At 72.2% G+C, this 23,356-nt stretch carries 19 protein-coding genes; 10 read left to right on the top strand and 9 right to left on the bottom strand.

Annotation, left to right across the window (positions count from 1 at the left end):
* Window positions 1-69 precede the first annotated feature (69 nt).
* Window positions 70-1,401 carry a glycosyltransferase family 4 protein gene (locus tag ACIG87_RS15590; protein ID WP_396851184.1) on the bottom strand — a complete coding sequence of 444 codons (1,332 nt, stop codon included), beginning with the start codon at window positions 1,399-1,401 and terminating at the stop codon, window positions 70-72.
* A 142-nt stretch (window positions 1,402-1,543) separates the two neighbouring features.
* Complete coding sequence (locus ACIG87_RS15585; protein WP_396851318.1) at window positions 1,544-3,484, bottom strand: amylo-alpha-1,6-glucosidase; 1,941 nt, start codon at window positions 3,482-3,484, stop codon at window positions 1,544-1,546.
* 45 nt (window positions 3,485-3,529) lie between these two features.
* Between ACIG87_RS15585 and ACIG87_RS15580 the strand changes: the two genes are divergently transcribed.
* From ACIG87_RS15580 to ACIG87_RS15570, 3 genes are read left to right on the top strand one after another with little or no spacing between them, the layout of a single operon-like run.
* The gene (locus ACIG87_RS15580) at window positions 3,530-6,271 is read left to right on the top strand and encodes an MGH1-like glycoside hydrolase domain-containing protein (RefSeq protein WP_396851183.1); all 2,742 of its coding nucleotides are present in this window, start codon (window positions 3,530-3,532) and stop codon (window positions 6,269-6,271) included.
* Between the two features lie 49 nt (window positions 6,272-6,320).
* Window positions 6,321-7,019 (top strand): HAD family hydrolase, encoded by a 699-nt coding sequence (locus tag ACIG87_RS15575; protein WP_396851182.1) that lies wholly within the window; start codon window positions 6,321-6,323, stop codon window positions 7,017-7,019.
* Window positions 7,020-7,046: 27 nt separating this feature from the next.
* The gene (locus ACIG87_RS15570; RefSeq protein WP_396851181.1) at window positions 7,047-7,841 is read left to right on the top strand and encodes a DUF4184 family protein; all 795 of its coding nucleotides are present in this window, start codon (window positions 7,047-7,049) and stop codon (window positions 7,839-7,841) included.
* Window positions 7,842-8,253: 412 nt separating this feature from the next.
* On the opposite strand, the gene ACIG87_RS15565 is transcribed toward ACIG87_RS15570, so the two are convergent.
* The 4 genes from ACIG87_RS15565 to ACIG87_RS15550 form a co-directional block, all read right to left on the bottom strand.
* A complete protein-coding gene (locus tag ACIG87_RS15565) occupies window positions 8,254-8,529 on the bottom strand; it encodes a hypothetical protein (protein WP_328345164.1) in 276 nt (91 codons plus the stop codon).
* 47 nt (window positions 8,530-8,576) lie between these two features.
* Window positions 8,577-9,008: a hypothetical protein gene (locus ACIG87_RS15560; RefSeq protein ID WP_396851317.1), complete on the bottom strand. Its 432-nt coding sequence runs from the start codon at window positions 9,006-9,008 to the stop codon at window positions 8,577-8,579.
* 1,231 nt (window positions 9,009-10,239) lie between these two features.
* The gene (locus tag ACIG87_RS15555) at window positions 10,240-10,422 is read right to left on the bottom strand and encodes a DUF397 domain-containing protein (protein WP_091238730.1); all 183 of its coding nucleotides are present in this window, start codon (window positions 10,420-10,422) and stop codon (window positions 10,240-10,242) included.
* Entirely contained in the window at window positions 10,419-11,216 is a 798-nt protein-coding gene (locus tag ACIG87_RS15550; RefSeq protein ID WP_396851180.1) for a helix-turn-helix transcriptional regulator, read from the bottom strand. Before ACIG87_RS15550 ends, ACIG87_RS15555 begins: the two co-directional genes overlap by 4 nt.
* Window positions 11,217-11,529: 313 nt before the next feature.
* On the opposite strand from ACIG87_RS15550, the gene ACIG87_RS15545 reads away from it, so the two are divergent.
* The 5 genes from ACIG87_RS15545 to ACIG87_RS15525 all read left to right on the top strand — a co-directional run bounded on the left by ACIG87_RS15545 (window position 11,530) and on the right by ACIG87_RS15525 (window position 16,477).
* Window positions 11,530-11,784 (top strand): flavin reductase, encoded by a 255-nt coding sequence (locus ACIG87_RS15545; protein ID WP_328348739.1) that lies wholly within the window; start codon window positions 11,530-11,532, stop codon window positions 11,782-11,784.
* 454 nt (window positions 11,785-12,238) lie between these two features.
* Entirely contained in the window at window positions 12,239-13,531 is a 1,293-nt protein-coding gene (locus tag ACIG87_RS15540; protein WP_396851179.1) for an ABC transporter substrate-binding protein, read from the top strand.
* The gene (locus ACIG87_RS15535) at window positions 13,528-14,427 is read left to right on the top strand and encodes a carbohydrate ABC transporter permease (protein ID WP_396851178.1); all 900 of its coding nucleotides are present in this window, start codon (window positions 13,528-13,530) and stop codon (window positions 14,425-14,427) included. The genes ACIG87_RS15540 and ACIG87_RS15535 overlap by 4 nt, the downstream gene beginning before the upstream one ends.
* 1 nt (window position 14,428) lies before the next feature.
* On the top strand, window positions 14,429-15,262 hold the full coding sequence (locus ACIG87_RS15530; protein ID WP_396851177.1) for a carbohydrate ABC transporter permease: 834 nt from the start codon (window positions 14,429-14,431) through the stop codon (window positions 15,260-15,262).
* A gap of 9 nt (window positions 15,263-15,271) precedes the next feature.
* Window positions 15,272-16,477 (top strand): ABC transporter ATP-binding protein, encoded by a 1,206-nt coding sequence (locus ACIG87_RS15525; protein ID WP_396851176.1) that lies wholly within the window; start codon window positions 15,272-15,274, stop codon window positions 16,475-16,477.
* A gap of 544 nt (window positions 16,478-17,021) precedes the next feature.
* Here the strand turns inward: ACIG87_RS15525 and ACIG87_RS15520 are convergent.
* Together ACIG87_RS15520 and ACIG87_RS15515 are read right to left on the bottom strand one after the other, a co-directional pair.
* Window positions 17,022-18,149, bottom strand: a complete 1,128-nt coding sequence (locus ACIG87_RS15520; RefSeq protein ID WP_396851175.1) for a winged helix DNA-binding domain-containing protein — start codon at window positions 18,147-18,149, stop codon at window positions 17,022-17,024.
* Between the two features lie 248 nt (window positions 18,150-18,397).
* Entirely contained in the window at window positions 18,398-18,889 is a 492-nt protein-coding gene (locus ACIG87_RS15515) for a GNAT family N-acetyltransferase (RefSeq protein WP_396851174.1), read from the bottom strand.
* 87 nt (window positions 18,890-18,976) lie between these two features.
* Here ACIG87_RS15515 and wrbA point away from each other — a divergent pair, with 87 nt between their 5' ends.
* Entirely contained in the window at window positions 18,977-19,594 is a 618-nt protein-coding gene (wrbA, locus tag ACIG87_RS15510) for an NAD(P)H:quinone oxidoreductase (RefSeq protein ID WP_396851173.1), read from the top strand.
* A 98-nt stretch (window positions 19,595-19,692) separates the two neighbouring features.
* Here the strand turns inward: wrbA and ACIG87_RS15505 are convergent, their stop codons facing one another.
* Entirely contained in the window at window positions 19,693-21,612 is a 1,920-nt protein-coding gene (locus ACIG87_RS15505) for a chorismate-binding protein (RefSeq protein WP_396851172.1), read from the bottom strand.
* A gap of 267 nt (window positions 21,613-21,879) precedes the next feature.
* On the opposite strand from ACIG87_RS15505, the gene ACIG87_RS15500 reads away from it, so the two are divergent.
* On the top strand, window positions 21,880-23,307 hold the full coding sequence (locus ACIG87_RS15500; RefSeq protein ID WP_396851171.1) for an FGGY family carbohydrate kinase: 1,428 nt from the start codon (window positions 21,880-21,882) through the stop codon (window positions 23,305-23,307).
* The last annotated feature ends 49 nt before the right edge of the window (window positions 23,308-23,356 follow it).

Here is a 23,356-nt window from a genome sequence, read left to right as displayed (position 1 = left end):
ACCATCGGCGGAGGTACACCGTAGCCAATGGATCGGGGTGGACCTATCGGTTGTCAGGTCCCGGTTCACTCAGCAGGCGGCACCGTCCAACGCCAGCAGGTTGCCCTCCGGGATGGCGATCCGTGGACGCCCCCCGGCCAGCAGAGTCGCCGCCCGACGGGCCTGGAAGCTGCCGTGTTCGCGGCGGGCGGCGGCGTAGCTGCTCGCGGTACGCGCGGCGATGGCCGCCCAGCCGTACCGTTCGCCGACCATGGTGCGGGCCCGGCGGGCCACCCGACGGGCGAAGACCTCGTCGCCGACGAGCCGGCCGACCGCACCGGCGAGCGCACCCGGGTCGCTGTGCGGGAAGGTCACCCCGGTGACGCCCGGCTCGACGATCTCGGCCAGCCCGCCGGTGCTCGCCACCGCCAGTGGCGCACCGGCCGCCGCCGCCTCCAGGGCGATCATGCCGAACGGCTCGTAGAGGCTCGGCACGACTGTCGCGTCGGTGGCGGCGAGCAGCGCCGGGAGCTGGCCGGCGTCCAGGAAACCGGCGAACCGGACGCTGTCGGCGACGTGCAGCCGGCGTACCTGGTCGACCAGTTGGTCCTTGTACGGGCCGTCCCCGGCGATCACCACCCGCAGCCCCGGGTGCCGGTCCCGCAGGTACGGCACGGCGTCCACCAGGTGCTGGACGCCCTTCTCGTAGACCAGCCGGCCGGCGTAGCCGACCAGCGGGCCGTCCCCGGCGAACCGGGCACGGGCCGAGGCGACCGCCCGAGGCCGGGCCCGCCAGGCCCGGTCGTCCACCCCGTTGGGCACCACGTCGACCCGGCCCGCCGGTACGTCGAACAGCCGGCTCACCTGGGTGCGCATGTAGCCGGAGCAGGCGATCACCCGGGCCGAGGCGTTGCTGATCCAGTGTTCGACGCCGTGGATGGTGCGGTTCATCTCCCCGGGCAGCCAGCCCTGGTGCCGGCCGGCCTCGGTGGCGTGGATGGTGGTGACCAGCGGCAGGTCGAGGTGCTCGGCCAGGGTCACGGCGGTGTGCCCGACCAGCCAGTCATGGGCGTGGACCACGTCGTAGGCGGCGGTGTCGGCGGCCCGCAGGGCGGTCCGGGTCAGGGTGTGGTTGAACGCCATCGTCCAGGCCAGCAGCGACCCGGTGGCCAGGGGGAAGGTCACCGGGTCCTCGGGGGCGCGCAGGATGCGGACGCCGTCGGCGTACTCCTCCAGCGGCGCCCCCTCGGCGTGCCGGGTGACCACGGTGACCTCGTGCCCGGCGGCGGCCAGGGCCGTCGCCAGGGCATGGACGTGCCGGCCGAGCCCGCCGACGAGCACGGGTGGGTACTCCCAGGAGAGCATCAGCACCCGCTGGTGCCGGGCGGGGTGGATGTCGATCACGTCGGCGTCAGGTGACATGCGGCCCCCTTCGGTGGTGCCTGGGCGCACGGCGGTGGGACACCATGAGGGTGTCGTCGCTGTGGCCCGGGGTTCGGGGCCAATCCTGCACACCCGCGGATAACCAGCGGAGACGTCGCCGTTGCCGGTGTGTAACGCCTGCCTATCGCGCCCGCCTGACGCGCAGCAACTCGGCCACCGACCAGGCCTGGAACGGGCAGCCGGTGGCGGCGTGCGGTGCGGTGCCCTCCGCCGTCTCGCTCACCGAGCCCAGGCCGTACTCGCCCAGATGGCCGACGAGCCCGACCAGCAGGTCGTCGGTGGGCAGCCCGGCCTTGCGGTACGCCTCGACGAACGGGCCGACCAGCCACGGCCAGACCGTGCCCTGGTGGTAGGCCCCGTCCCGCTCCGCCGGGCCGCCCCGGTGCCGGGGTGCGAACTCCGGCGAGTCGGGGGCGAGGCTGCGCGGGCCCAGCGGGGTGAACAGCCCGGCCGCCACCCGGCGCAACGCCACCGGGTCCGGCTCCAGCGGGGCGTACGGCAGCGACCAGGCGAGCAGCTGGTTCGGGCGGAGCAGGTCGTCGTCGTGGTGCGCCGCCCCGCCCAGCGGGTACGCCGGGGCCGGCGCGTCCACCACGTCGTGCAACCAGCCCGCCGGGGTGGGGAACCGCTTGCCGAACGAGTTCCGGGCGTGGCCGTGCAGCCGCCACAGCTCGGCCGGGTCCTGACCGGCCAGTTCGGTCAGCTCGGCCAACCCGGCCAGCCCGTTGATCCACAGCGCGTTGACCTCGACCGGCTTGCCGGTGCGCGGGGTCACCGGCACCCCGTACACCCGGGCGTCCATCCAGGTCAGCGCGGTGTCCGGGGGGCCGCCCTGGGTGATCAGCCCGTCGGTCGGGTCGACCGCGATGCCGTACCGGGTGCCGGTCAGGTGGGCCTGCACCACCCCGTGCAGCGCCGGTAGCAGCTCGTCACCCAGGTCGGTGTCACCGGTGACGGTGACGTGCCGGCTCACCGCGTGCAGGAACCACAGCGTCGCGTCGACCGTGTTGTACTCCACCCTCCCGGTGTCGGCGGTGTTCGCCAGCATCCCCTCCGACAGCGTCGCCGCGTACGAGCGCAGCAGCTCCCGCCCCTCGTCGGCCCGCCCGGTGCACAGGAACAACCCCTCGTACGAGGTCATGGTGTCCCGCGACCAGGCGCCGAACCAGGGGTAGCCGGCCACCACGTCCGGCCCGGCGGCGGTGCGCACCACGAACGCGTCCGCGGCCAGGGCCAGGGTCGCCTCCACCGGGTCGGCCGGCTGTGCCGCCGCCACCACCGCCCGGTGCCGTCGCCGGGCCGCCGCCACCACCTGCGTCGCCGGTGGCGGCTCCTCGGCCAGGTCACCGGCCCAGGCCAGCACGGCGACGGTGTCCCCGGGGCGGTCCAGCGCGCCGGAGAACCGGCCCGCGTACCAGAGGTCCTCGTCGGGGTGCAGCCCACGGGCGGCCTCCTCCCGGTGGTGCACGCCCAGCCACCACTGCCCCTCCGGCGTCCAGTCCGGGCCGGCGAGCCGGAACGCGCCCTCGACCACCGCGCCGCCGTCGACCGGCTCCACCCGGGGCGCGGGGCCGTCGGCCCGCCGCTCGCCGTGCGCGTCGCGCCAGGTGCAGGCGGCCGACAGGTCCAGCCGGACCGGGCCGCCGGCCACCAGCCGGTGCACCACGGCGACGGCGGACCGGCCGTACGTCATGGCCAGCTCCCGCTCGATCACCACGTCACCGATCCGCCACCGCCAGCGGGGCAGCCCGTCGACCAGGTCGAAGCGCTCCAGCAGCTCGAAGCCGCGGGGGTCGACCACGCCCGAGGACCACTCGTGCGCGCCGAGCCGGACCCGGGCGCCGGACGGCAGGACCACCGCCGGGTCCAGGCTCACCAGTCCCACCCGGCGGGCGGCCGGGGTTTCCCCGGCGACCACCAGCAGACCGTGGTAGCGACGGGTCCGCAGCCCGCTCACCGTGCCCGTGGCGTACCCGCCGAGACCGTCGGTGACCAGCCATTCCCGGGTCGCCCCGTCGGTCAGTTCACCGCAGACTCCCGGGCCGAAACCGAACTCGATCAACTTCATTCCTCCTGTGGCGGCGAGGTGTAACACGCCACGACGACAATGGGCGCTGTGGTCAAGTACCCCGGCGGCGTCGAAGATGTGCAGGTGTTCACCGACAGATCGCCCTCCGACGCACCGTCCCCCGACGCCGAGCGGCTCCGACTCGCCCAGGCCGATGCCGGGGAGCAGGACTGGCGCGCATGGGGTCCCTATCTGTCCGAGCGGGCGTGGGGGACGGTACGGGAGGACTACAGCGAGCACGGTACGGCGTGGGACTACTTCCCCCACGACCACGCGCGGTCCAGAGCCTACCGGTGGAACGAGGACGGCATGGCGGGCGTCTGCGACGACCGGCAGACGTTCTGCTTCGGGCTGGCCTTGTGGAACGGCGCGGACCCGATCCTCAAGGAGCGGATGTTCGGCCTCGGTGGTGACGGCGGCAACCACGGCGAGGACGCCAAGGAGTACTGGTGGTACCTCGACAGCACCCCCACCCACTCCTGGATGCGCTGGCGTTACCACTACCCGCAGGCCGCCTTCCCGTACGACGAACTGGTCGCCGTCAACGCCCTGCGCGGCCGGGACGAGACCGAGTACGAGCTGGTCGACACCGGTATCTTCGACGACGACCGGTACTGGGCGGTCACCGTCGACTACGCCAAGGCGTCCCCGACCGACCTGTGCATCGTGGTCACCGTCGCCAACCGGGCCGACCGGGCGGCCACCCTGCACGTGCTGCCCACGCTGTGGTTCCGTAACACCTGGGCCTGGGGTCCGCCCGGCGCGGACCGGGTGCCCCGGCTGGTGGGGGAGGGCGCCCGGCTGGTCGGCGAGCACTGGGTGCTGGGGCAGATCCTGCTGGAGGGCGACGGCGAGCCGACCCCGCTGCTCTGCGACAACGACACCAACGCCGAACGGCTGTGGGGGCTGCCCGGCCGGTCGCCGTACCCGAAGGACGGCATCAACGACCACGTGGTGGCCGGCGCGGACACCGTCAACCCGGACCGGGAGGGGACCAAGGGCGCCCTGCACTACGTGCTGGACGTGCCGGCCGGCGGGCAGCGGCAGATCCGGCTGCGGCTGACCCGGACCGCCCCGCCGCCCGCCGCCACCCCGCCGCCCCCGGCGGATCTGGACGCCGGCTTCGACGCCGTGGTGTGGGCCCGACGGGCCGAGGCGAACCGCTTCTTCGCCGGGGTGATCCCGGCGGCGGCCAGCGCCGACGAGGCACTGGTGGCCCGGCAGGCGATCGCCGGGCTGATGTGGAGCAAGCAGTTCTACCACTTCGACGTCAAGCGGTGGCTGGAGGGCGACCCGGGCTCGGCGCCACCGCCGGCCGGTCGCCGGCACGGGCGCAACAGCGCCTGGTGGCACATGACCAGCTTCGACGTGATCTCCATGCCCGACCCGTGGGAGTATCCCTGGTACGCCGCCTGGGACCTGGCCTTCCACTGCGTCAGCATCGCCCGGGTGGACCCGGGCTTCGCCAAGGAGCAGGTGCTGCTCCTGCTCCGCGAGTGGTACCTGCACCCCAACGGGCAGATCCCGGCGTACGAGTGGGCGTTCGGCGACGTGAACCCGCCGGTGCACGCCTGGGCCGCGCTGAAGGTGTTCGAGATCGACGGTGGGCGGGACCACGAGTTCCTCGCCCGGGTGATGCACAAGCTGCTGCTCAACTTCACCTGGTGGGTCAACCGCAAGGACACCGGCGGCAACAACCTGTTCGAGGGGGGCTTCCTCGGGCTGGACAACGTCGGCCCGTTCGACCGCTCGGCCGCGCTGCCGGTGGCCGGGGTGCTCGAACAGTCCGACGGCACCGGCTGGATGGCGATGTACGCCCTCAACCTGCTGGACATGGCGATCGTGCTGGCCGAGCACGATCGGGCGTACGTGGACACCGCGACGAAGTTCTTCGAACATTTCGCCTACATCGCCGCCGCCGGCTACTCGCAGGGCCTGTGGGACGCCGAGGACGCGTTCTTCTACGACGTGCTGCGGCTCGCCGACGGCAGCCAGGTGCCGCTGAAGGTCCGCTCGGTGGTGGGGCTGCTGCCGCTGGCGGCCACCACCCGGCTCACCGGGCGGACCCTGCAACGCCTGCCCGAGCTGGGTGCCCGGCTGCGCTGGTTCCTCACCCAACGTCCCGAGTACGCCGACGTGATCGGGGCCCGCCGGCTCGGCCCGGACGGCCGCCAGCAGCGGTTGCTGTCCATGGTCGGCCCGGAGCAGGTGGTCCGGCTGCTGGCCCGGATGCTCGACCCCGACGAGTTCCTCTCCGACTACGGCCTGCGTACGCTCAGCCGGGCCCACCTGGACAAGCCGTTCGCGGTCGACCTCGGCGGGCAGGAGTTCTGCGTCGGCTACGAGCCGGCCGAGTCGACCAGCGGGCTGTTCGGCGGCAACTCGAACTGGCGTGGCCCGATCTGGATGCCGACGAACTTCCTGCTGATCAGCGCGTTGCGCGACTACGCCTCGTTCTTCGGCGACGACCTCCTGGTGGAGTACCCGACCCGATCGGGGCGCAAGTGCACCCTGGACGAGATCGCCGACGACCTCTCCGCCCGGTTGATCGCCCTGTTCACCCGGGACGACTGGGGCCGCCGGCCGATCTACGGGGCCTGCCAGCTCTTCCAGACCCATCCCGACTGGCGGGACCTGATCGCCTTCCCCGAGTACTTCCACGGCGACAACGGGGCCGGGCTCGGGGCCTGGCACCAGACCGGGTGGACGGCCCTGGTCGCCGACCTGATCCTGACCCTGCGCCGGGAGAACCCGGATGTGCCGGACGGGCCGGGCCACTAGGGTGTCCGGGGCCGCCGCCGGCCGGGCGGCCGATCGGGAAGGGACCAGGATGACCCCGGATGGGACCACGACGACGCTGATCTTCGACGCCGACGACACGCTCTGGGAGAACAACGTCCTCTTCGAGCGGGTGATCGACGACTTCCTGGACTGGCTCGACCATCCGACGCTCGACCGGGTCCAGATCCGTACGGTGCTCGACGACATCGAGCGGGCCAACGCGGTGGCCCACGGCTACGGCAGCAAGGTCTTCCTGCGTAGCCTCGGCGAGTGCCTGGAGCGGCTGCGCGAGCGCCCGGCCACCGACCGGGAACGCCGCGACCTCGACGCACTGGCCCAGGCGCTGGTCACCCATCAGGTCGAGCTGATGCCCGGCGTCGCCGACACCCTCGACGCCCTGGCCGGCCGGTACGACCTGCTGCTGCTGACCAAGGGGGACCGGGAGGAGCAGCAGCGCAAGCTGGACGCCTGCGGCCTGCTGCACCACTTCGACGCGGCACACATCGTGGCCGAGAAGAACGCCGAGACCTACCGGTGGCTGGCCCGGGAACACGGCTTCGTCCCGGCCGACGCCTGGATGATCGGCAACTCCCCGAGGTCGGACATCCTGCCGGCGCGGGCGGCCGGTATGCGGGCGGTGTTCATCCCCAACGAGAACACCTGGGTCCTGGAGGACGACGACCTCGACCCGGCCGACGTCGGGGTGATCCGACTGGCCGCCTTCCCGGACCTGCTTGACCACTTCTGAGGGTGCCGAAACGGTAACGTACGGTGCGTGCCGCTGACCTTCCCCTCTCACCTGGCGCCGGTGCTGCCGCTGAAGCTGTGGCGTCCGCACTGGTTCGACGGGGTGGCGCTCTGCACCGGCGCGGTGGCACCGGACGTCGCCTACCTGGTCAGCGGCACCCGGTTCGAGCTGGGCGGGCGGGTGCACACCCTGGGTGGGGTGCTCTGGTGGTGCCTGCCGGTGGCGTTGGCCTACGCCTGGCTGGTCCGCCGGGTGGTGGCCGGGGTCGCCGTGCACCTGCCCGGGGGTCGACTCTTCGGCTGGCCCGGTTACGCGGCGCTCGGCGGCGTCCGGCATCCCTGGCAGGTGACCGTCTGCTCGGCGTTGATCGGCGCGGTCAGCCACGTCGGCCTGGACCGGGTGACCCACAGCACGCGGTGGCCGCATGCCCTGGGGGTGGACCCCGCCGTGGCCACCCTCGCCGGGATGGACTGGTGGTTCCTCTCCAACCTGGTCAGCAGCCTGGTGTGCGGGGCGGTGGTGTGCGCCCTGGCGGTCCGGGCCGCCCGTCGGGGGCAGGTCTTCCTCGGCGTTCCGCCGCCCGCGCCGCCGGCCCGGCCGGTGGTGTTCCGGGCGGTGACCCTGTCGGTCGTCGCCCTCGGGGCGCCGGTGCTGCCGGTGCTGCCCGCCGCCACGGTGTCCGCCCCGCTGGGCGTACGACTGCTGCACCTGGTGGCGCTGGGGATGATCCTCGGCGGCTGGGCGGCGGGACGCGCGGCTGCCAGCCCTCCGGTCACGCCACCGACCGGTCGCCTCGACGAGAAGCAGCGTCAGCCCGGCTGACCGTGTCACGCCGGGATGCCGCAATTCCACCCCCGTGTGAATCACTTTCGCGGCACCGCCGACCTGCTTGCCCGGCAACCGGGCGGGTGCCTAACCTTGGCCGGCGTTCGTGACCATTCGGGGTGGTCGGGAACGCGCCGAAGTCCGGTGCTGGGCACCGTGGAGCTGAGTGCAGGCGGCCGTTGCGTCGTGTCGGGCCTGGTGTGGGGCGTCCTGCCCCGCCCGCTGTGCCCGGTCGGCGAGCGCCGCCGCCAGGCCGGACGGCTGGCGGTCAGGGTCGGGGAGTTGCGGACCCGGCCCTGACCAGCTCTCCTCGCGCGGCCAGTTCTCCTCGCGCGGCCAGTTCTCCGCGCATGGGCAGTTCTCCGCGCGCGCCAGCAGACCTCGCGCCGGTCGGGACGACTCGGGTGGGTCAGGAGACCTCGTCCCGGACGATCGCCACCGCCACCCGGCAGAACTCGTCCATGTCGGGCCGGAAACCGGCGGCGATGTCCGGGTGCAGCCCGGAGCGGGTCTCCTCGAGCAACCGCTGGCAGACCTGTTCGACCGGTTCGCCCGCGTAGCTGGCCCGGACCCGGTCGGTGGCCGCCTGGAGGGCCGAGGTCAGCTGGTCCTCCAGCGGGCCGCGCAGCTTCTGCTGCACCGGGTCGAGCCCTCTCGGGTCGAGCGTGACATGTGGCTCCGACATCGGCGCTCCCTTCGTCGGCGTCCGCGGTACCCCACCGCGGGCGTCGGTCAAACCACGGCTGGCGCGGCGGCCACCCGGACCTGGTACGAGAAGTCCTCCGCCGGCTCCTCCAGGTACGACAGCCGACGGACCTGCCGGTCGTCGACGTAGAGGGCGACGTCGACCAGGACCCCGAGATGGGCCAGCCCGATGTTCGCCACCCGCTTCTTGTCCTGGAGCACCGCGCACACCCCACCGAGCAGGGTGCTGGCGTCAGACGTGCGATGCCCGGGTGGGCAGCGCAGGATCAGGTCGACCTCGATCGGCCCGGCCAACGGCGTCCAGCCGGTGTGCTGGGCCGCGGCGCAGGCCGCTTCGAGCAGGGCGCGGACCCTCGTCGCCTGCCGATGGCCGGCGGCGAAGATGGACAGCGCCTCGGTCTTTACCGGTGGCAGGCCGCTCACCTCGAACGTCAGGGCGAGAGCGCGGGTGTCCTGCACCACGGAGCACCTCCTCGTTGAGGACGATCCTGCCCAGACCGGTGGGCGCGCAGTGGGAGTTCGCGGGAGAACCCACCGAACGGGCAGGCTGATGTCGGCCGGAGGCGTATCGACTACGACGGCGACGCGCTGGCTGGTGGAGTGAGTGCATCAACGCTAGTGCACGCGGCACACCCGGGGTAGCCCCGCCGCACCCGCCGTCCGGACGGTCGTGGTCAGCCGACGGACCCCACGGTACCCGCCGGGGCGCGGGGCGTCGGGTGGTGTTGGGGTGCGGGCGGTGGCCGGGGCGTCGGGTGGTGTTGGGGTGCGGGCGGTGAGGGGTGCGGGGCGGGCGGGGTCGGTTCCATGGCCAGGAGTGTCAGACGAGGTTTTCGACGTTTCCCACTCCTTGCTTCAGCGGTGCTGCCCAGTCGCTGACCAGCGGGTCGACGAGATCCAGCGCATGGCGGCTGGCTGGCAGAGCGCTTGGTTGATCGACTCCAGGGGGGCGATGTTGCGGTGTCCACCGCACCTCGATACCGCTGTATCGCCTCAACTGAGTCGATCTTCGCGAAGGCTGGGCGCATGCTGAGCTACCCACCCGGCTCTGCTGTGTGTGCCGCCCGGCTTTGCTTGTGTGTCGCCTGGGCCGTCCGGCTCGGCTGCGTACCCCTGGCCGGGCGGAACTGCTGGAGCCTCAAGATCAGATTGCCATTCGATGTGCTTTCCCCGGCGTGTCGTCTCCATTTCGGCAATCCGATCATGGGGCGGGGCTTTGCATACCGCGACGTGGGGCGTGGGTCGGTCGGCCAAGGCCGCAGCGGCAGGTCGACGGTCGTCTGCGGGGTGGGCACCCCGACCAGCAGTCGCGTCGGGCGTGCAGCTCCGAGTCGAGACGTACGTGCGGGCGACACCTGCCGGCGGCACGCTGACGGCCGAGGCGACTGACGCCCCGATCGCCTCCGTGTCGCTGTCCCGAGATTGCGCTCTTGCTGAGCGCCGCCGCTGCCGAGTAGAGCCTCGTTGATCATCGACGACCGTCGCCCCTGCGCGACGGGCCGGAGCGGGGGTGAGAGGCGGCCGGGCCCGACCAGGCTCCCGGCCGCGCGGTGGAACCTGGTCGGGCCGCTCGGACTTGGGTCTTGCGGTGGGGGCTGGTTGGGCCGCTCGGACTTGGGTCTTGCGGTGGAGGCTGGTTGGGCCGGCCAGGCTCCCCGGCTATGCGGTGGAGCCTGGCCGGTGAGCCGCGTCAGTGCTGCTTGGCGTAGCCGACGAATGCGGTCCAGGCCGTACGGTCGAAGTGGAGGGTGCCGCCGTCGCGGTCCTTGGTGTCGCGCACCAGCACCCGGCCGGGCAGGTTGTCGGCGACCTCGACGCAGGCTCCGCCGTTGCCGCCGGACCTGGTCGACTTCCGCCACTGCGGGGTCATCATGTCCATGACTTCGCCACTTCCTTGATCAGCTCGATTGACTGCCGGCGGGGGAGCGCCTCGTTCCGCACGATCTCCCACGTCCTGGCCAGACTAGCAACATCGGTTGGCGTATCGACGATCTGCGCGGTGAGCTGGTTGTCCGCATAGGTCACCCGCTCACCGTCGGGCATCTCGGCGATGATGAACTGCCCGGCCAGCCCCAGGTACATGCCGGCGTCGGTCGGCACGATGTGCACCTGGACGTGCTCCTCGGCGGTCAACCGGGCCAGGTGCTCACACTGCTCGATCATCAGCCCCGGCTGGTCGAGCACCGGCCGGCGGAGCACCGCCTCGTCGATCACGCAGATGAGCTGCGGTGGGCGCTCCCGCCGCAGGATCGCCTGCCGTTCGAGGCGGGACGCCACGATCCGGTCGACGTCCTCCGGGGCGAACCGGCCGCCGGCCAGCGTCGCGCGGGCGTACCGCTCGGTCTGGAGCAGACCCGGCACGTACGCCAGCTCGAACCAGCGCAGGGTGGTCGCCTCCCGCTCGAACTCGATCCACTCCCGGAGCCAGGCCGGCTCGGCGTCGAGTCGGCCCAACCGCTCCAGCATCCGCAGGAAACGCCCGCCGGTCTGGTGGTGGCCGTCGACCGCCTTCATGAACTCTTTGGTGGGTGCCCGGCCGCCGGTCTCCACCGAGCTGACGTGCGACCCCGAGTAGCCGATGCCCTTGCCGAAGTCGTCCTGGCTGAGCCCGAGCGCCGCCCGGAACAGGCGTAACTCCTCCAACACGTAATCGGTAGCTGTCCCCATCACACCCCCAGTCTCTGCCCACCGTGGATCGGCGGGTCTGTCGTGGTCGCTCACCCGCCCCGCTGAGCTGCGCAGATGACGTGAGCGTGTATCGACAGTAGTGGTCCGATCAGCAGACTGTCACCCGTGGCGGGCCCGCTGGCAGCCGGGGAGGGCGGCAGCGGGCCCAGCCCGGGGCCGCTCCCGATCCCCCGTGCGGGAGCGGCCCCTTCCAGTCCCCAGATCGGTGTGGTGACGCGGATGGTCGGCCCCGGGTCGAGACGGCCGGGGCCGACCCCGCCGAACGCGCCCATGATTCGAGGAGGTGGCGGTGATGGTGGTCCGACCGCCTGTCCCGCACGTCGCGATGCGCCCACTGTGGCGGTGCCGCAACTGTGGCCGGGAGTGGCCCTGCCAGCCGGCCAAGCTCGCCCTGCTCACCGAGTACCGCAAGGACCGCACCGGGCTGCTCGTCTACCTCGGCACCCTGATGTACGAGGCGACGAACCAGCTCAGCCAACTGCACCCGGAACACCCACCGGCCCGGATGACCGAACGCTTCCTGTCCTGGGCGAGAGCCCGCGCCTGAACCGGGTGCGCCCGCCCCTGAACGGTGCGTGTCGGCCTGAACGGTGCGTGTCGGCCTGAACGGTGCGTGTCGGCCTGAACGGTGCGTGTCGGCCTGAACGGTGCGCGTCGGCCTTAACGGTGCGCGTCAGTCTCGACGGTGCCCGCGCGTCGCCTGAGTGGTGTGCGTCGGCCTGACGGTGTGCGTCGGCCCGCAGAGTGTGTGCCGAGGTTGAACCGTGCGGCCGGCCCGATTGGGCACGACCTGGGACACCCGGCCGCGCCACCTCCGGTGCGGGCCGACCGATCGGTCCGGACTCTGGTTACCGGCAGGTTTCGCGACTTCGCAGGTCGGGCAGTGTAGGCGCACGGAACGGCCGGGGCGGGGCGTTTCCGCACTTCACCGGCCCGGTACCGGCTCGCCGTGCACCGGGGCGCGGGTGACCTCCCCGGTATTCGCCGAAGAGAGGGGGAGGGTGATGACGGAGCCCGGAACGGCCCGACACCGGCGTCGGCCGGCTGTCCGGGCCGGGGCGGCGGTGGCCGCGTTGGCGCTGGTCGCGCCGCTGGCCGCGTGCGGCACTGACGACGGCGGCGGTGGTACGCCCACGATCAACCTGTACTACCCGCCGGAGCAGAACCTGCAGAAGGTGGTCGACGACTGCAACACCCGGGCCGAGGGCCGATACCAGATCGCCTACCGGGTGCTGCCCCGGCAGGCCGACGACCAGCGGGTGCAGCTGGTCCGCCGGCTCGCCGCCGAGGACACCGGGATGGACGTGCTCGGCCTCGACGTCACCTGGACCCAGGAGTTCGCCAGCGCGAAGTGGATCCGGGAGTGGACCGGTCAGGACAGGAGCGAGGTGGAGCAGGGCACCCTTGCCGGCCCGCTGGACACCGCCCGGTACGAGGACAAGCTCTACAGTGCGCCGAAGAACACCAACGTGCAGCTGCTCTGGTACCGCAGTGATCTGGTGCCGCAGGCCCCGAAGACCTGGGACGACATGATCACCGCCGCCAAGGACCTCAAGGGGCAGGGCAAGCCGTACCAGGTGCTCACCATGGGGGCGCAGTACGAGGGCCTGGTCGTGCTCTACAACACGCTGGCCGAGAGCGCCGGCGGCAAGATCCTCAGCGACGACGGCAAGAAGGCCGTGATGGACTCTGGCACGGTCAAGGCCCTCGACCAGCTTCAGCGATTTGCCACGTCGGGCGTGACGTCGCCGTCGTTCAGCAACTCCACCGAGGACCCCGTCCGGCTGGACTTCCAGTCCGGCAACGGCGCGTTCCAGGTCAACTGGCCGTTCGTCTACCCGGCGTTGCAGGAGGCCGACCCGGAGCTGGCCAAGAAGGTCAGGTGGGCCCGGGTGCCCGGGATCGACGCAAACACCCCCAGCAAGGTCACCATCGGCGGGGTCAACCTGGCGGTCAGCGCCTACTCCAAGCACCCGACCGAGTCGTTCGAGGCGGCGAAGTGCCTCCGGGACGCCAAGAACCAGAAGTTCTCCGCGATCAACGACGGGGTGCCGCCGACCATCGAGGCCGTCTACGACGACCCGGAGATGGACGAGGCGTACCCGATGAAGGAGACCATCCTGGCGGAGCTGAAGGAGCCGGCGGTCCGGCCGCTGACCCCCGCGTACCAGAGCATCTCCACGGTGATGTCGGCGATCCTGTCGCCGCCGTCGGCGATCCGGCCGGAGCAGACGGCGAACGAGCTGCGTGACGCGATCTCCGACGCCCTCCAGTCCAAGGGGGTCCTGCCGTGAGCCGGCGCAGCCCGTTGAGTGAGAACAAGAAGGCCGAACGGAAGCTCGGTTGGCTGCTCTGCGCCCCGGCCGCGCTGGTCATGGTGCTGGTCACCGCGTACCCGATCAGCTATTCGGTCTGGTTGTCGTTGCAACGCTTCGACCTGCGCTTCCCCGATGAGCGGAAGTTCATCGGGTTGGAGAACTACGTCACCGTGCTGAGCAACGAGTTCTGGTGGACCGCGTTCGGGGTGACCATGCTGATCACGGTGGTCACCGTCGTGGTGGAGCTGGTGCTCGGCATGGGGCTGGCCCTGGTCATGCACCGCACCCTGGTCGGCCGGGGCATCGTCCGGACCGCGGCGCTGATCCCGTACGGCATCGTCACGGTGGTCGCGGCGTTCTCCTGGCGGTACGCCTGGACGCCCGGCACCGGCTACCTGGCCAACCTCTTCGACGGCAGCGCGCCGCTGACCGAGCGGGCCAGCTCGCTGGCGATCATCATGCTGGCCGAGATCTGGAAGACCACCCCGTTCATGGCGCTGCTGCTGATGGCCGGGCTGGCGCTGGTGCCGGAGGATCTGCTCAAGGCGGCGTCCACCGACGGGGCGACCGCCTGGCAACGGTTCACCAAGGTGATGCTGCCGGTGATGAAGCCGGCGATCCTGGTCGCGCTGCTGTTCCGCACCCTCGACGCGTTCCGGGTCTTCGACAACATCTTCGTGCTCACCAACGGCGGCAACGAGACCTCGTCGGTGTCGATGCTCGCCTACAACAACCTGATCCGGGGGCTCAACCTCGGCATCGGCTCCACGATGTCCGTGCTGATCTTCATCACGGTGGCGATCATCGCGTTCGTCTTCGTGAAGCTGTTCGGCACCGCTGCCCCGGGCAGCGACGACGGGGAGAGGCGCTGACATGGCCGACACCACCACCCGGGCGAAGCTGCGTTGGGGCCTGATCGACGTCATCGTCGTCGTCTTCGCCCTGGTCCCGGTGCTCTGGATCGCCTCACTGTCGTTCAAGACCCCGGCCACCCTCACCGACGGCAGGTTCTGGCCGAGGGAGTGGACGCTGGACAACTACCGATCGATCTTCGACACCGACCAGTTCGTCCGGGCCCTGGTCAACTCCATCGGCATCGCCCTGATCGCCACGCTCATCGCGGTGGTGCTCGGCGCGATGGCCGCGTACGCGATCAGTCGGCTGGACTTCCCCGGCAAGCGCCTGCTGGTCGGGGTCTCCCTGCTGATCGCGATGTTCCCGCAGGTGTCGCTGGTGTCGCCGCTGTTCGAGATCGAGCGGCAGCTCGGCCTCTTCGACACCTGGCCGGGGCTGATCCTGCCGTACATCACCTTCGCGCTGCCGCTGGCGATCTACACGCTGTCGGCGTTCTTCAAGCAGATCCCGTGGGACCTGGAGAAGGCGGCGAAGATGGACGGCGCGACCCAGGGGCAGGCGTTCCGGCGGGTCATCGCCCCGCTGGCCGCGCCGGGGCTGTTCACCACGGCGATCCTGGTCTTCATCTTCTGCTGGAACGACTTCCTGTTCGCCATCACGCTCACCTCGACCGAGCGGGCCCGTACGGTGCCGGTGGCGCTGTCGTTCTTCACCGGCGAGTCGCAGTTCGAGGACCCCACCGGGGCGATCTGCGCCGCCGCCGTGGTGATCACCATTCCGATCATCCTGTTCGTGCTCTTCTTCCAGCGCCGCATCGTCTCCGGTCTGACCTCCGGCGCAGTCAAGGGATAGGTGGTAACAGTGGCCGAGATCGTGCTGGACAAGGTGAGCAAGCGGTTCCCGGACGGGACCGTGGCGGTGCAGGACGTCGACCTGGAGATCGCCGACGGCGAGTTCGTCATCCTGGTCGGCCCGTCGGGCTGCGGGAAGTCCACCACCCTCAACATGATCGCCGGGCTGGAGGACATCAGCTCCGGTGAGCTGCGCATCGGCGGGCAACGGGTCAACGACAAGGCGCCCCGGGACCGGGACATCGCGATGGTGTTCCAGTCGTACGCGCTCTACCCGAACATGACCGTGCGGGAGAACATGGCCTTCCCGCTGCGGTTGGCCAAGCTCGACAAGGCGACCATCGACCAGAAGGTGGACGAGGCGGCGAAGGTCCTGGAGCTGACCCCGCTGTTGGACCGCAAGCCGGCGAACCTCTCCGGCGGGCAGCGCCAGCGGGTGGCGATGGGCCGGGCGATCGTCCGGCAGCCGAAGGCGTTCCTGATGGACGAGCCGCTGTCCAACCTGGACGCCAAGCTGCGGGTGCAGATGCGAACCGTGGTGTCCCGGTTGCAGAAGAAGCTCGGCACCACGACCGTCTACGTGACCCACGACCAGACCGAGGCGATGACCCTCGGCGACCGCGTGGTGATCATGCGGGGCGGCGCCATCCAGCAGGTCGGCCCGCCCCAGGAGCTGTACGACCACCCGCGCAACCTCTTCGTCGCCGGCTTCATCGGCTCGCCGTCGATGAACTTCCTGCACGCCGCCGTGGAGGACGGGAAGCTGCGCACCGCGTTGGGTGACGTGCCGATCGGCGAGCGCCTCCGCCGTGAGCTGGAGGGGGCCGACGCGCCGCGCGAGCTGATCGTCGGCATCCGCCCGGAGCACTTCGAGGACGCCGAACTGATCGACGACGAGGCCCGTGGCCGGGGCATGGAGTTCACCGCACCCGCCGAGATCGTCGAGTCGATGGGCTCGGACAAGTACGTCTACTTCACCGTCGAGGGGCAGCGGGCCAGCGCCGCCGAGCTGGAGGAGTTGGCCGCCGACGCCGGTGCCGACTTCAGCGGCGGCGGGGGCAACCTGGTGACCCGGCTGTCGGCCGAGTCGCCGGTGCGGGAGGGTGAGGACCGGCGGGTCTGGTTCAACCTGGAAAAGATCCACCTGTTCGATCCGTCGACCGGGCGGAACCTCACCCTGCACGAGGGCCGGTCGGCCGGCACGCTCGGCGACTGATCCGCCGCCTGCGGGTCGTCCGGGACCGGTGGCGGCCCGCCCGCCTGGGACGGCACGCCCGCACGGAGGCCGGTGGCAGCACGCCGCCGGTCCCCGTTGGGGCGTGCCGTCCCCATCGGCGTGTCAGATCCCCCGCCCGCCACCCCACGACTCCTCGGGCTCCGCGTTTCGCCGCGCCCACCTGTTCAACACGGACAGTAACTTTACTGTGGCCCCACCCCACCACCTTCGGCCACTTTGCTCTGCTGCCACCCACGCGACGGTTGCGGGAGGTGACCGTCGCGTGGGTGGCAGCAGAGCAGAGTGTCTGCCAAGGGGTAGTGGAGGTCGGCGGTGTGTTTCGAAGAATGCCCAGCTCGGAGCGGCTCTGCTCGGGTTGTGGGTGCGTCGGGATCGTCGGCGACTGACAGTCATCGATTACTTTCGGTTACATCGCCGTGGGTTGCGTAGAGTCACCAACAGTGCGCAAGGTGCCGGGATGCGCGAGCAGCACCGTGGCGTGCAAGGGCTGCCCGGACCGGAAGGGCTGCCGGGACGCAGCGCACTACCAGGAGAGGTGCAGCGGCAGGCCGAGGAACCGGGCGTAGCCCTCCAACGCCGCCTCGACCCGCTGCCGCGTCTGCGCGTCCAGCGTGACCAGCGGCCGCACCGCCACGGTGACCCTGGTCCGGGCGAGGCGGCGCTTCCAGGTGCCGACCACCCGCCCACCGCGCACCACCGTGGACTGGAAGACCCCGTTGCCGCCGGGGATCACCGCCGCCAGGTGCGCCGGGTCGAGCATCAGCAGCCGGTCCTTGAAGCCCAGCAGGTACTCGTCGAAGCCGGGCAGCACGTGCACGTCGTCCAGCGGCAGCCGGGGCGCGTCGAGCAGCGCCGGGTCGAGGTACGACTCCACGCCGTCGACCTGCACCCGGGCCAGCTCACCGGCGTCGGTGGCGACCGTGATGGCCCGCTTCGCGTCGGCGGCGGTCAGTCCCGTCCAGCCGGTGAAGTCCCGCCGGGTCGTCGGCCCGTGGCTGCGGAAGTAGCGCCCAGCCAGGATGCCCAGCGCCTCGTCCCGCTCGGGGTGGTGCGGGTCGGGGGCCCACTCGTCGAGCAGGGCGAAGGTCTGCTCGGTGCCGACGTGCGGGGCGATGCAGGTGACGCCCCGTTGGCTGGCATACCAGAGCAGGTGGTAGCCGCGCTGACCGGTGACGTCGACTCCGGCGGTGGCGAGCGCGGCCAGGCACTGCGCGCGGGTCAGCCGGCCGCCGCCGGCCAGCGCCGCGCCGAGTGCGTCGGCGGCGTGGTCGGCCTCGACGTCGGTGAGCCCCAGCACGGCCCGCCGGGCCGTCGCCCCGGCCAGCGCCCGTACGCCGGTCAACTCCAGCATCCAGCGGGCGTCCCGGCACGGCACCAGGTGCACGGTGCCCCGCATCGGCCAGGTGCGCAGCGCCTCGCGTCGCTCCAGGGCGGCCCGCACGTCGGCCTCGGTGTGGCCGGGCAGCCGTAGCCCCAGCGACCACAGGCCGCTCGCCGCGTCCTGGGCCTGCATCGCTCCGAACCACTCGACCACCCCGGCGACGTCCGCCGGCCGGCCACGCGGATGCTCCCGCAGCAACAGTGCGGCCATCCGCAACGCCAGCGCCTCGCCACCGGTCAGCTCCACCACACCGGTCAGCATAGGAAGCATCCCCGACACCGGCCGCCGGATCGGGCCTGCCGGGGAAGGCCCCTGATCGCGCTCCGCCGGTTGCCGAAGCGGCGGAGCGCGATCCCCCCGTGCAGGCCCCCCGGTCGCCGAAGGCGGCCTCTCCCCCGGCAACGGTGCCCACCAGGATTCCGCTCCGGCCGAAACGTGAGAGCGTTCCCGCGCGGAACTTGCGCAAATCTTGAGCTGCGGCTCCGGCCTCTCGGAGGCCGCTCGGACCGGGCGTCCGATCAGTCCAGCCGGCGGTGCATCACCAGCAGGTCGACCAAGCCGAGGTCGGGGTGGCGGAAACCCTCCGGCACCCGGCCGACCACCGCGAAACCCAGCGACCGCCACAGCGCCACCGCCCGGGTGTTGCTGGCCACCACCGCGTTGAACTGCATCGCCCGGTAGCCCTCGACCCGGGCCAGCTCCAGCACGTACGTCCCCAGGGCCCGGCCGACGCCCCGACCCGCCGCCGCCGGGGCCACCATGAAACTGGCGTTCGCCACGTGGTCACCCGGCCCTTCCTGGTTGGCGACCAGCTTCGCCGTCCCCAGGACCGCCCCGTCGGAGTCCACGGCGACCACCGTACGACCGGGCGGAGGAACCAACCACCGTCGGCGGGCGTCATCCTCGGTGACGTCGCGTGGCCAGGTGTACGTCTGACCGGCGGCGACGATATCCCGCAGGAACGGCCAGATCGCCGGCCAGTCCTCGGCGGTGGCAGCTCTGAGCCTCATGTCCGGATCATGTCATGACGACGCGTTTGACCCTGCCCCCAACGGGTAGTCGCCGGAGCTGACCCGAAACCGAGGAGGACACAGACGATGGACGGCCAGGTCAAGGTAGCAGTCATCTACTACAGCGCGACCGGCATCACCTACCAGATGGCACAGGCGGCCTCCGAGTCCGCCGGTGAGGCGGGTGCCGAGGTACGGCTGCGCAAGGTGCGGGAGTTGGCGCCGGACGAGGCGATCCGCTCCAATGCGGGTTGGCAGGCGCACCGGCTGGAGACCCAGGACGTGATGGAGGCCGAGATCGACGACCTGGCCTGGGCCGACGTGGTGATCTTCGGTTCGCCCACCCGGTACGGGATGATCGCCGCCCAGCTCAAGCAGTTCATCGACACCACCGGCCCGCTCTGGGCCAACGGCGCCCTGGCGGACAAGGTCTACAGCGGCTTCACCTCCACCGCCACCTCGCACGGCGGGCAGGAGTCGACCCTGCTGTCGCTGTTCACGATCTTCTACCACTGGGGTGGTGTGGTGGTCACCCCCGGCTACACCGACCCGAGCCAGTTCGTCGCCGGCAACCCGTACGGCGCCTCGCACACCAGCAACAACGGGGAGACCGCCCCGGACCACGTGGCGCTCGCGGCCACCGCGCTGACCGCCAAGCGGGCGGTCCGGATCGGTGCCGCCGTCAAGCGCGGCCTCGCCGGCTGAGGGCCCCGGTCGCCCCGGTCTGGTCGCGGTCGAGCCGACGGCGACCGGTGGGCCGGACGGGTCGGGAGCCCTCGTCCGGCCCACCGGTCGCCGCGGTGCTACCCCCGTGCGGCGTCACCATGCGCTGCCAGCGCCGGTCGGGCCAGCAACTGCCCCAACAGCTCGGCGAGGACCGCCAGGCCGTCCCGGCTGAGCACCGACTCCGGGTGGAACTGCACCCCGGCGAAGGTCGCCCCGCGCAGCGCGTGCACCGACCCGTCCTCCGGATCCCGGGACAGCTCCACCGGGCCGTACGGCGAGCCGATCCGGTCGGTGGTCGACCGGGCGGTGAACGTCGAGTAGAAGCCCACCCGACGTGGTACCCCGAACACCGACACCTGTCGTTGCAGGCCCTGGTAGGGCGCTTCGCGGCGGTGCAGCGCCAACCCGAGCAACCCGCTGAGCAACTGGTGTCCCAGGCACACCGCCAGGGTGGGCAGCCCCGCGTCGAGCCGTCCGGTCAGCAGCCCGCGCAGCGCGGCCATCTTCGGTTCCCCGACCGCACCCGGGTCGCCCGGCCCGGGACCGACCACCACCAGGTCGTACCCGTCGCCGTGGCCGGGGGCGTGCCACGGCCGGACGTCCACCGTCAGGCCCAGCGCGCGCAACTGGTGGGCGAGCATCCCGGTGAAGGCGTCCTCCCCGTCGACCACCAGCGCCCGCCGGCCGGTCGCCCCGGGCAGCGCCGTCGCACCGGGGGCCCGTTGGTCGAGCCAGAACCGGGCCAGCGGGGTGTTGCGGGCGGCGAGCACCGTCCGTACCTGCGGGTCGTCGGCCAGGCGCACCGGCGGGTACGGGCCGGCGGCCGGCGCCTGCGGGCCGAGCCCCAGCGCGGCGAGCACCCCGGCGGCCTTGGCGTGTGTCTCGGCCACCTCACCGGCGGCGGTGGAGTGGCGGACCAGGGTCGCCCCGACCGGCACCCGGAGCCGCCCGGCGGGGGAGATCTCGGCGGTCCGGATCAGGATCGGCGCGTCCAACGTCTGCCGGCCCTCGGCGTCGCGGCCCAGCAGCGCCAGCACCCCGGAGTAGTAGCGCCGGCCGGTACGTTCGTGCCGGGCGATCACCCGGCAGGCGTTCTGCATCGGGCTACCGGTCACCGTCGGGGCGAACATGGTCTCCCGCAACACCTCCCGGACGTCCTTCGCGCCCCGCCCGGCCAGCAGGTACTCGGTGTGCGCCAGGTGCGCCATCTCCTTGAGGTACGGCCCGACCACCTGCCCGCCGTGCTCGGCGACGCCGGCCATCATCTTCAGCTCCTCGTCGAGGACCATGTACAGCTCCTCGACCTCCTTCGGGTCGCGCAGGAACCGCAGCAGCTCGGCGCGGTCGGCGGTCGTGCCGGTGTGCCGGAACGTGCCGCTGATCGGGTTCATCATGACCAGGCCGTCGTCGACGCTGACGTGCCGTTCCGGGCTCGCGCCGACCAGGGTCCGGGTGCCGGTGTGCACCAGGAACGTCCAGTACGCGCCCCGCTCGTGGCGCAGCAGCCGGCCCAGCGCCGCCAGCGCGGCACCCAACGGGGCACCCTGCACGGTGGCCCGCAGGGTGCGGTGGATGACGAAGTTCGCCCCCTCGCCCCGCCCGATCTCCTCGGCCAGCACCCGCTCGACGAGGCGGGCGTACTCGTCGTCGTCGACGTCGAAGGCGGCGTCGCTGGTGACCACCGGCCCGTCCGGCAGCGCGGCGAGCAGGTCGGCCAGCGGCAGCTCGACGTGCCCGGTGACGGTCAGGTACTCCAGTGGGGCACCATCGTCCAGGCACTCGAAGCCCCGTTCGGTGATCTGCCGGTACGGCACCAGGGCCAGCGTCCGGGGGCCGGGCCCACCCTCGGGCAGCGGCAGGTCGGCGAGCCGGTCGGCGACGCGTACCGGGCCGGTGAACAGGTCGACGTGGTCGACGCCGTCACGGCGGACGAGGGCGAACGGGCCGGGGTCGACGCCGTCGTCGACGGCGGCGAGCAGGTCGTGCAGGCGGTTCATCGGTGTCTCCTCCTGGGGCGAGGCCGCCTCTGTCGGGCGGCCCCGGTGCCGGGGAGAGAGCCGGCGGCCGCCTGTGAGGCGGCCGCGTGAAGCTACGCGCGGGGGGTGGCCGCCGGGTCGGCGGGCCACCAGCAGGTCAGGTGCGCGGGCATACCGACACCCTAGGCGGCCCGCGGGCGGCGGGGAAGGGCGTTCCCACGACGGCTCGGGCCGCCGGCCGCCCGATCGGGGAGTCGTCGACCCGGCCGCCGGGTACCGTGACCCGCGATGAACATTCTCGCTCTCGACCTGGGCACCTCCTCGGTACGCGGACTGGTGCTCGACGCCGACGCCGACCCGCTGCCCGGCGCGCTGGCCCGTCGCAAGGTGCATCTGGCGGTCGCCGAGGACGGCGCCGGCACCCTGGACGCCGACGGCTACCTCGCCTGCCTGACCGAGTGCCTGGACGAGTTGGCCGCCGCCGGCCACCTGCGTGACGTCCGGCTGGTCGCGATCTGCGCGCAGTGGCACTCGGTGGTGCCCCTCGACCGTGCCGGTGACCCGCTCGGCCCGGTACTGACCTGGTTGGACACCCGGCCCACGCCGCCGCCCGGGGCGATCGGCCCGGCCGATCCGGCGGACTTCCACGGTCGTACCGGGGCGTGGTGGCACCGCTGCTACTGGTCGGTGCGGCTGCCCTGGCTGCGGGACCGGACGGCCGGGGTGACCCGGTTCACCGGCCTGGTCGAGTACATCCTCGGCCAACTGCTCGACAGCGCGCCCATGTCGGTGTCGATGGCCTCCGGCACCGGTCTGCTCGACCTGCGTCGGCTGGACTGGGACGCCGAGGCCGTCGCGTTGGCCGGGGTCCGGCCGGGCGAGCTTCCCGAGCTGGCCCCGATGGACTGGCACGGCCGGCTGCGGGCCGAGCACGCCCGGCGGTGGCCGCAGCTCGCCGAGGCGAGGTGGGCCGCCCCGGTCGGCGACGGGGCCGCCTCCAACGTCGGTTCCGGCTGCGTCGACCCCCGCCGGGTGGCGGTGACGGTCGGCACGTCGGCCGCGGTACGGCTGGTCCAGCGGGTGCCGGCCGGGACGGCGCTGCCACCCCTGCCCGAGCGGCTGTGGCGCTACCGGGTGGACCACGAGTACGTGGTGACCGGCGCGGCGTACTCGTCCGGGGGGAACCTGTTCGCCTGGGCCAACCGGGAACTACGGCTGCCCGAGGGGGCCGACCTCGACGCGGCGCTGGCCCGGGTGCCACCGGACGGCATGCTCCGGGTGAACCCACGGCTGGGCGGGGACCGGCCCCCCGGCCTGGCCCCGGCGGGCTCCGGTGAGCTGCGCGGGCTCAGCTTCTCCAGCACCGGAGTGGACATCCTCGCCGCCCTGATGACCGGGCTGTGCCGGATGGTCGCCGACGACCTCGCCGTGCTGGAGTCCGGTGTCGACTCCCCGGTCGAGGTGGTGCTCGGTGGGGGAGCGGTGACCGCCTCCGCGTGGTGGCGCACGGCCTTCGCCGCCGCCCTCGCCCCACGACCGGTCCGCCACCGCGCCGAGCGGGAGATCGGGGCCACCGGCGCCGCGTTGGTCGCCCTGGGCCGGGTGCCCGACGCGGACCGGCTCGGCGGCACCGGCCGTACGGAGGAGGACCCCTCGCCGACCTCGCCCATCGCGTCCGGCACGTCCGCCCGATCGGATGCGCCGTCGACCCGTTGACACCGCTCCCGGGCCTGGTTGGATGGACCCGGCTCCCCGTCGTGGGGAC

It is taken from the genome of Micromonospora sp. NPDC051925, assembly GCF_044548625.1.
In the GTDB taxonomy this organism is placed as follows: domain Bacteria; phylum Actinomycetota; class Actinomycetes; order Mycobacteriales; family Micromonosporaceae; genus Micromonospora.
The sequence above is the reverse complement of the archived record's forward strand: the minus strand, read 5'-3'. Positions and strand labels throughout refer to the sequence as shown.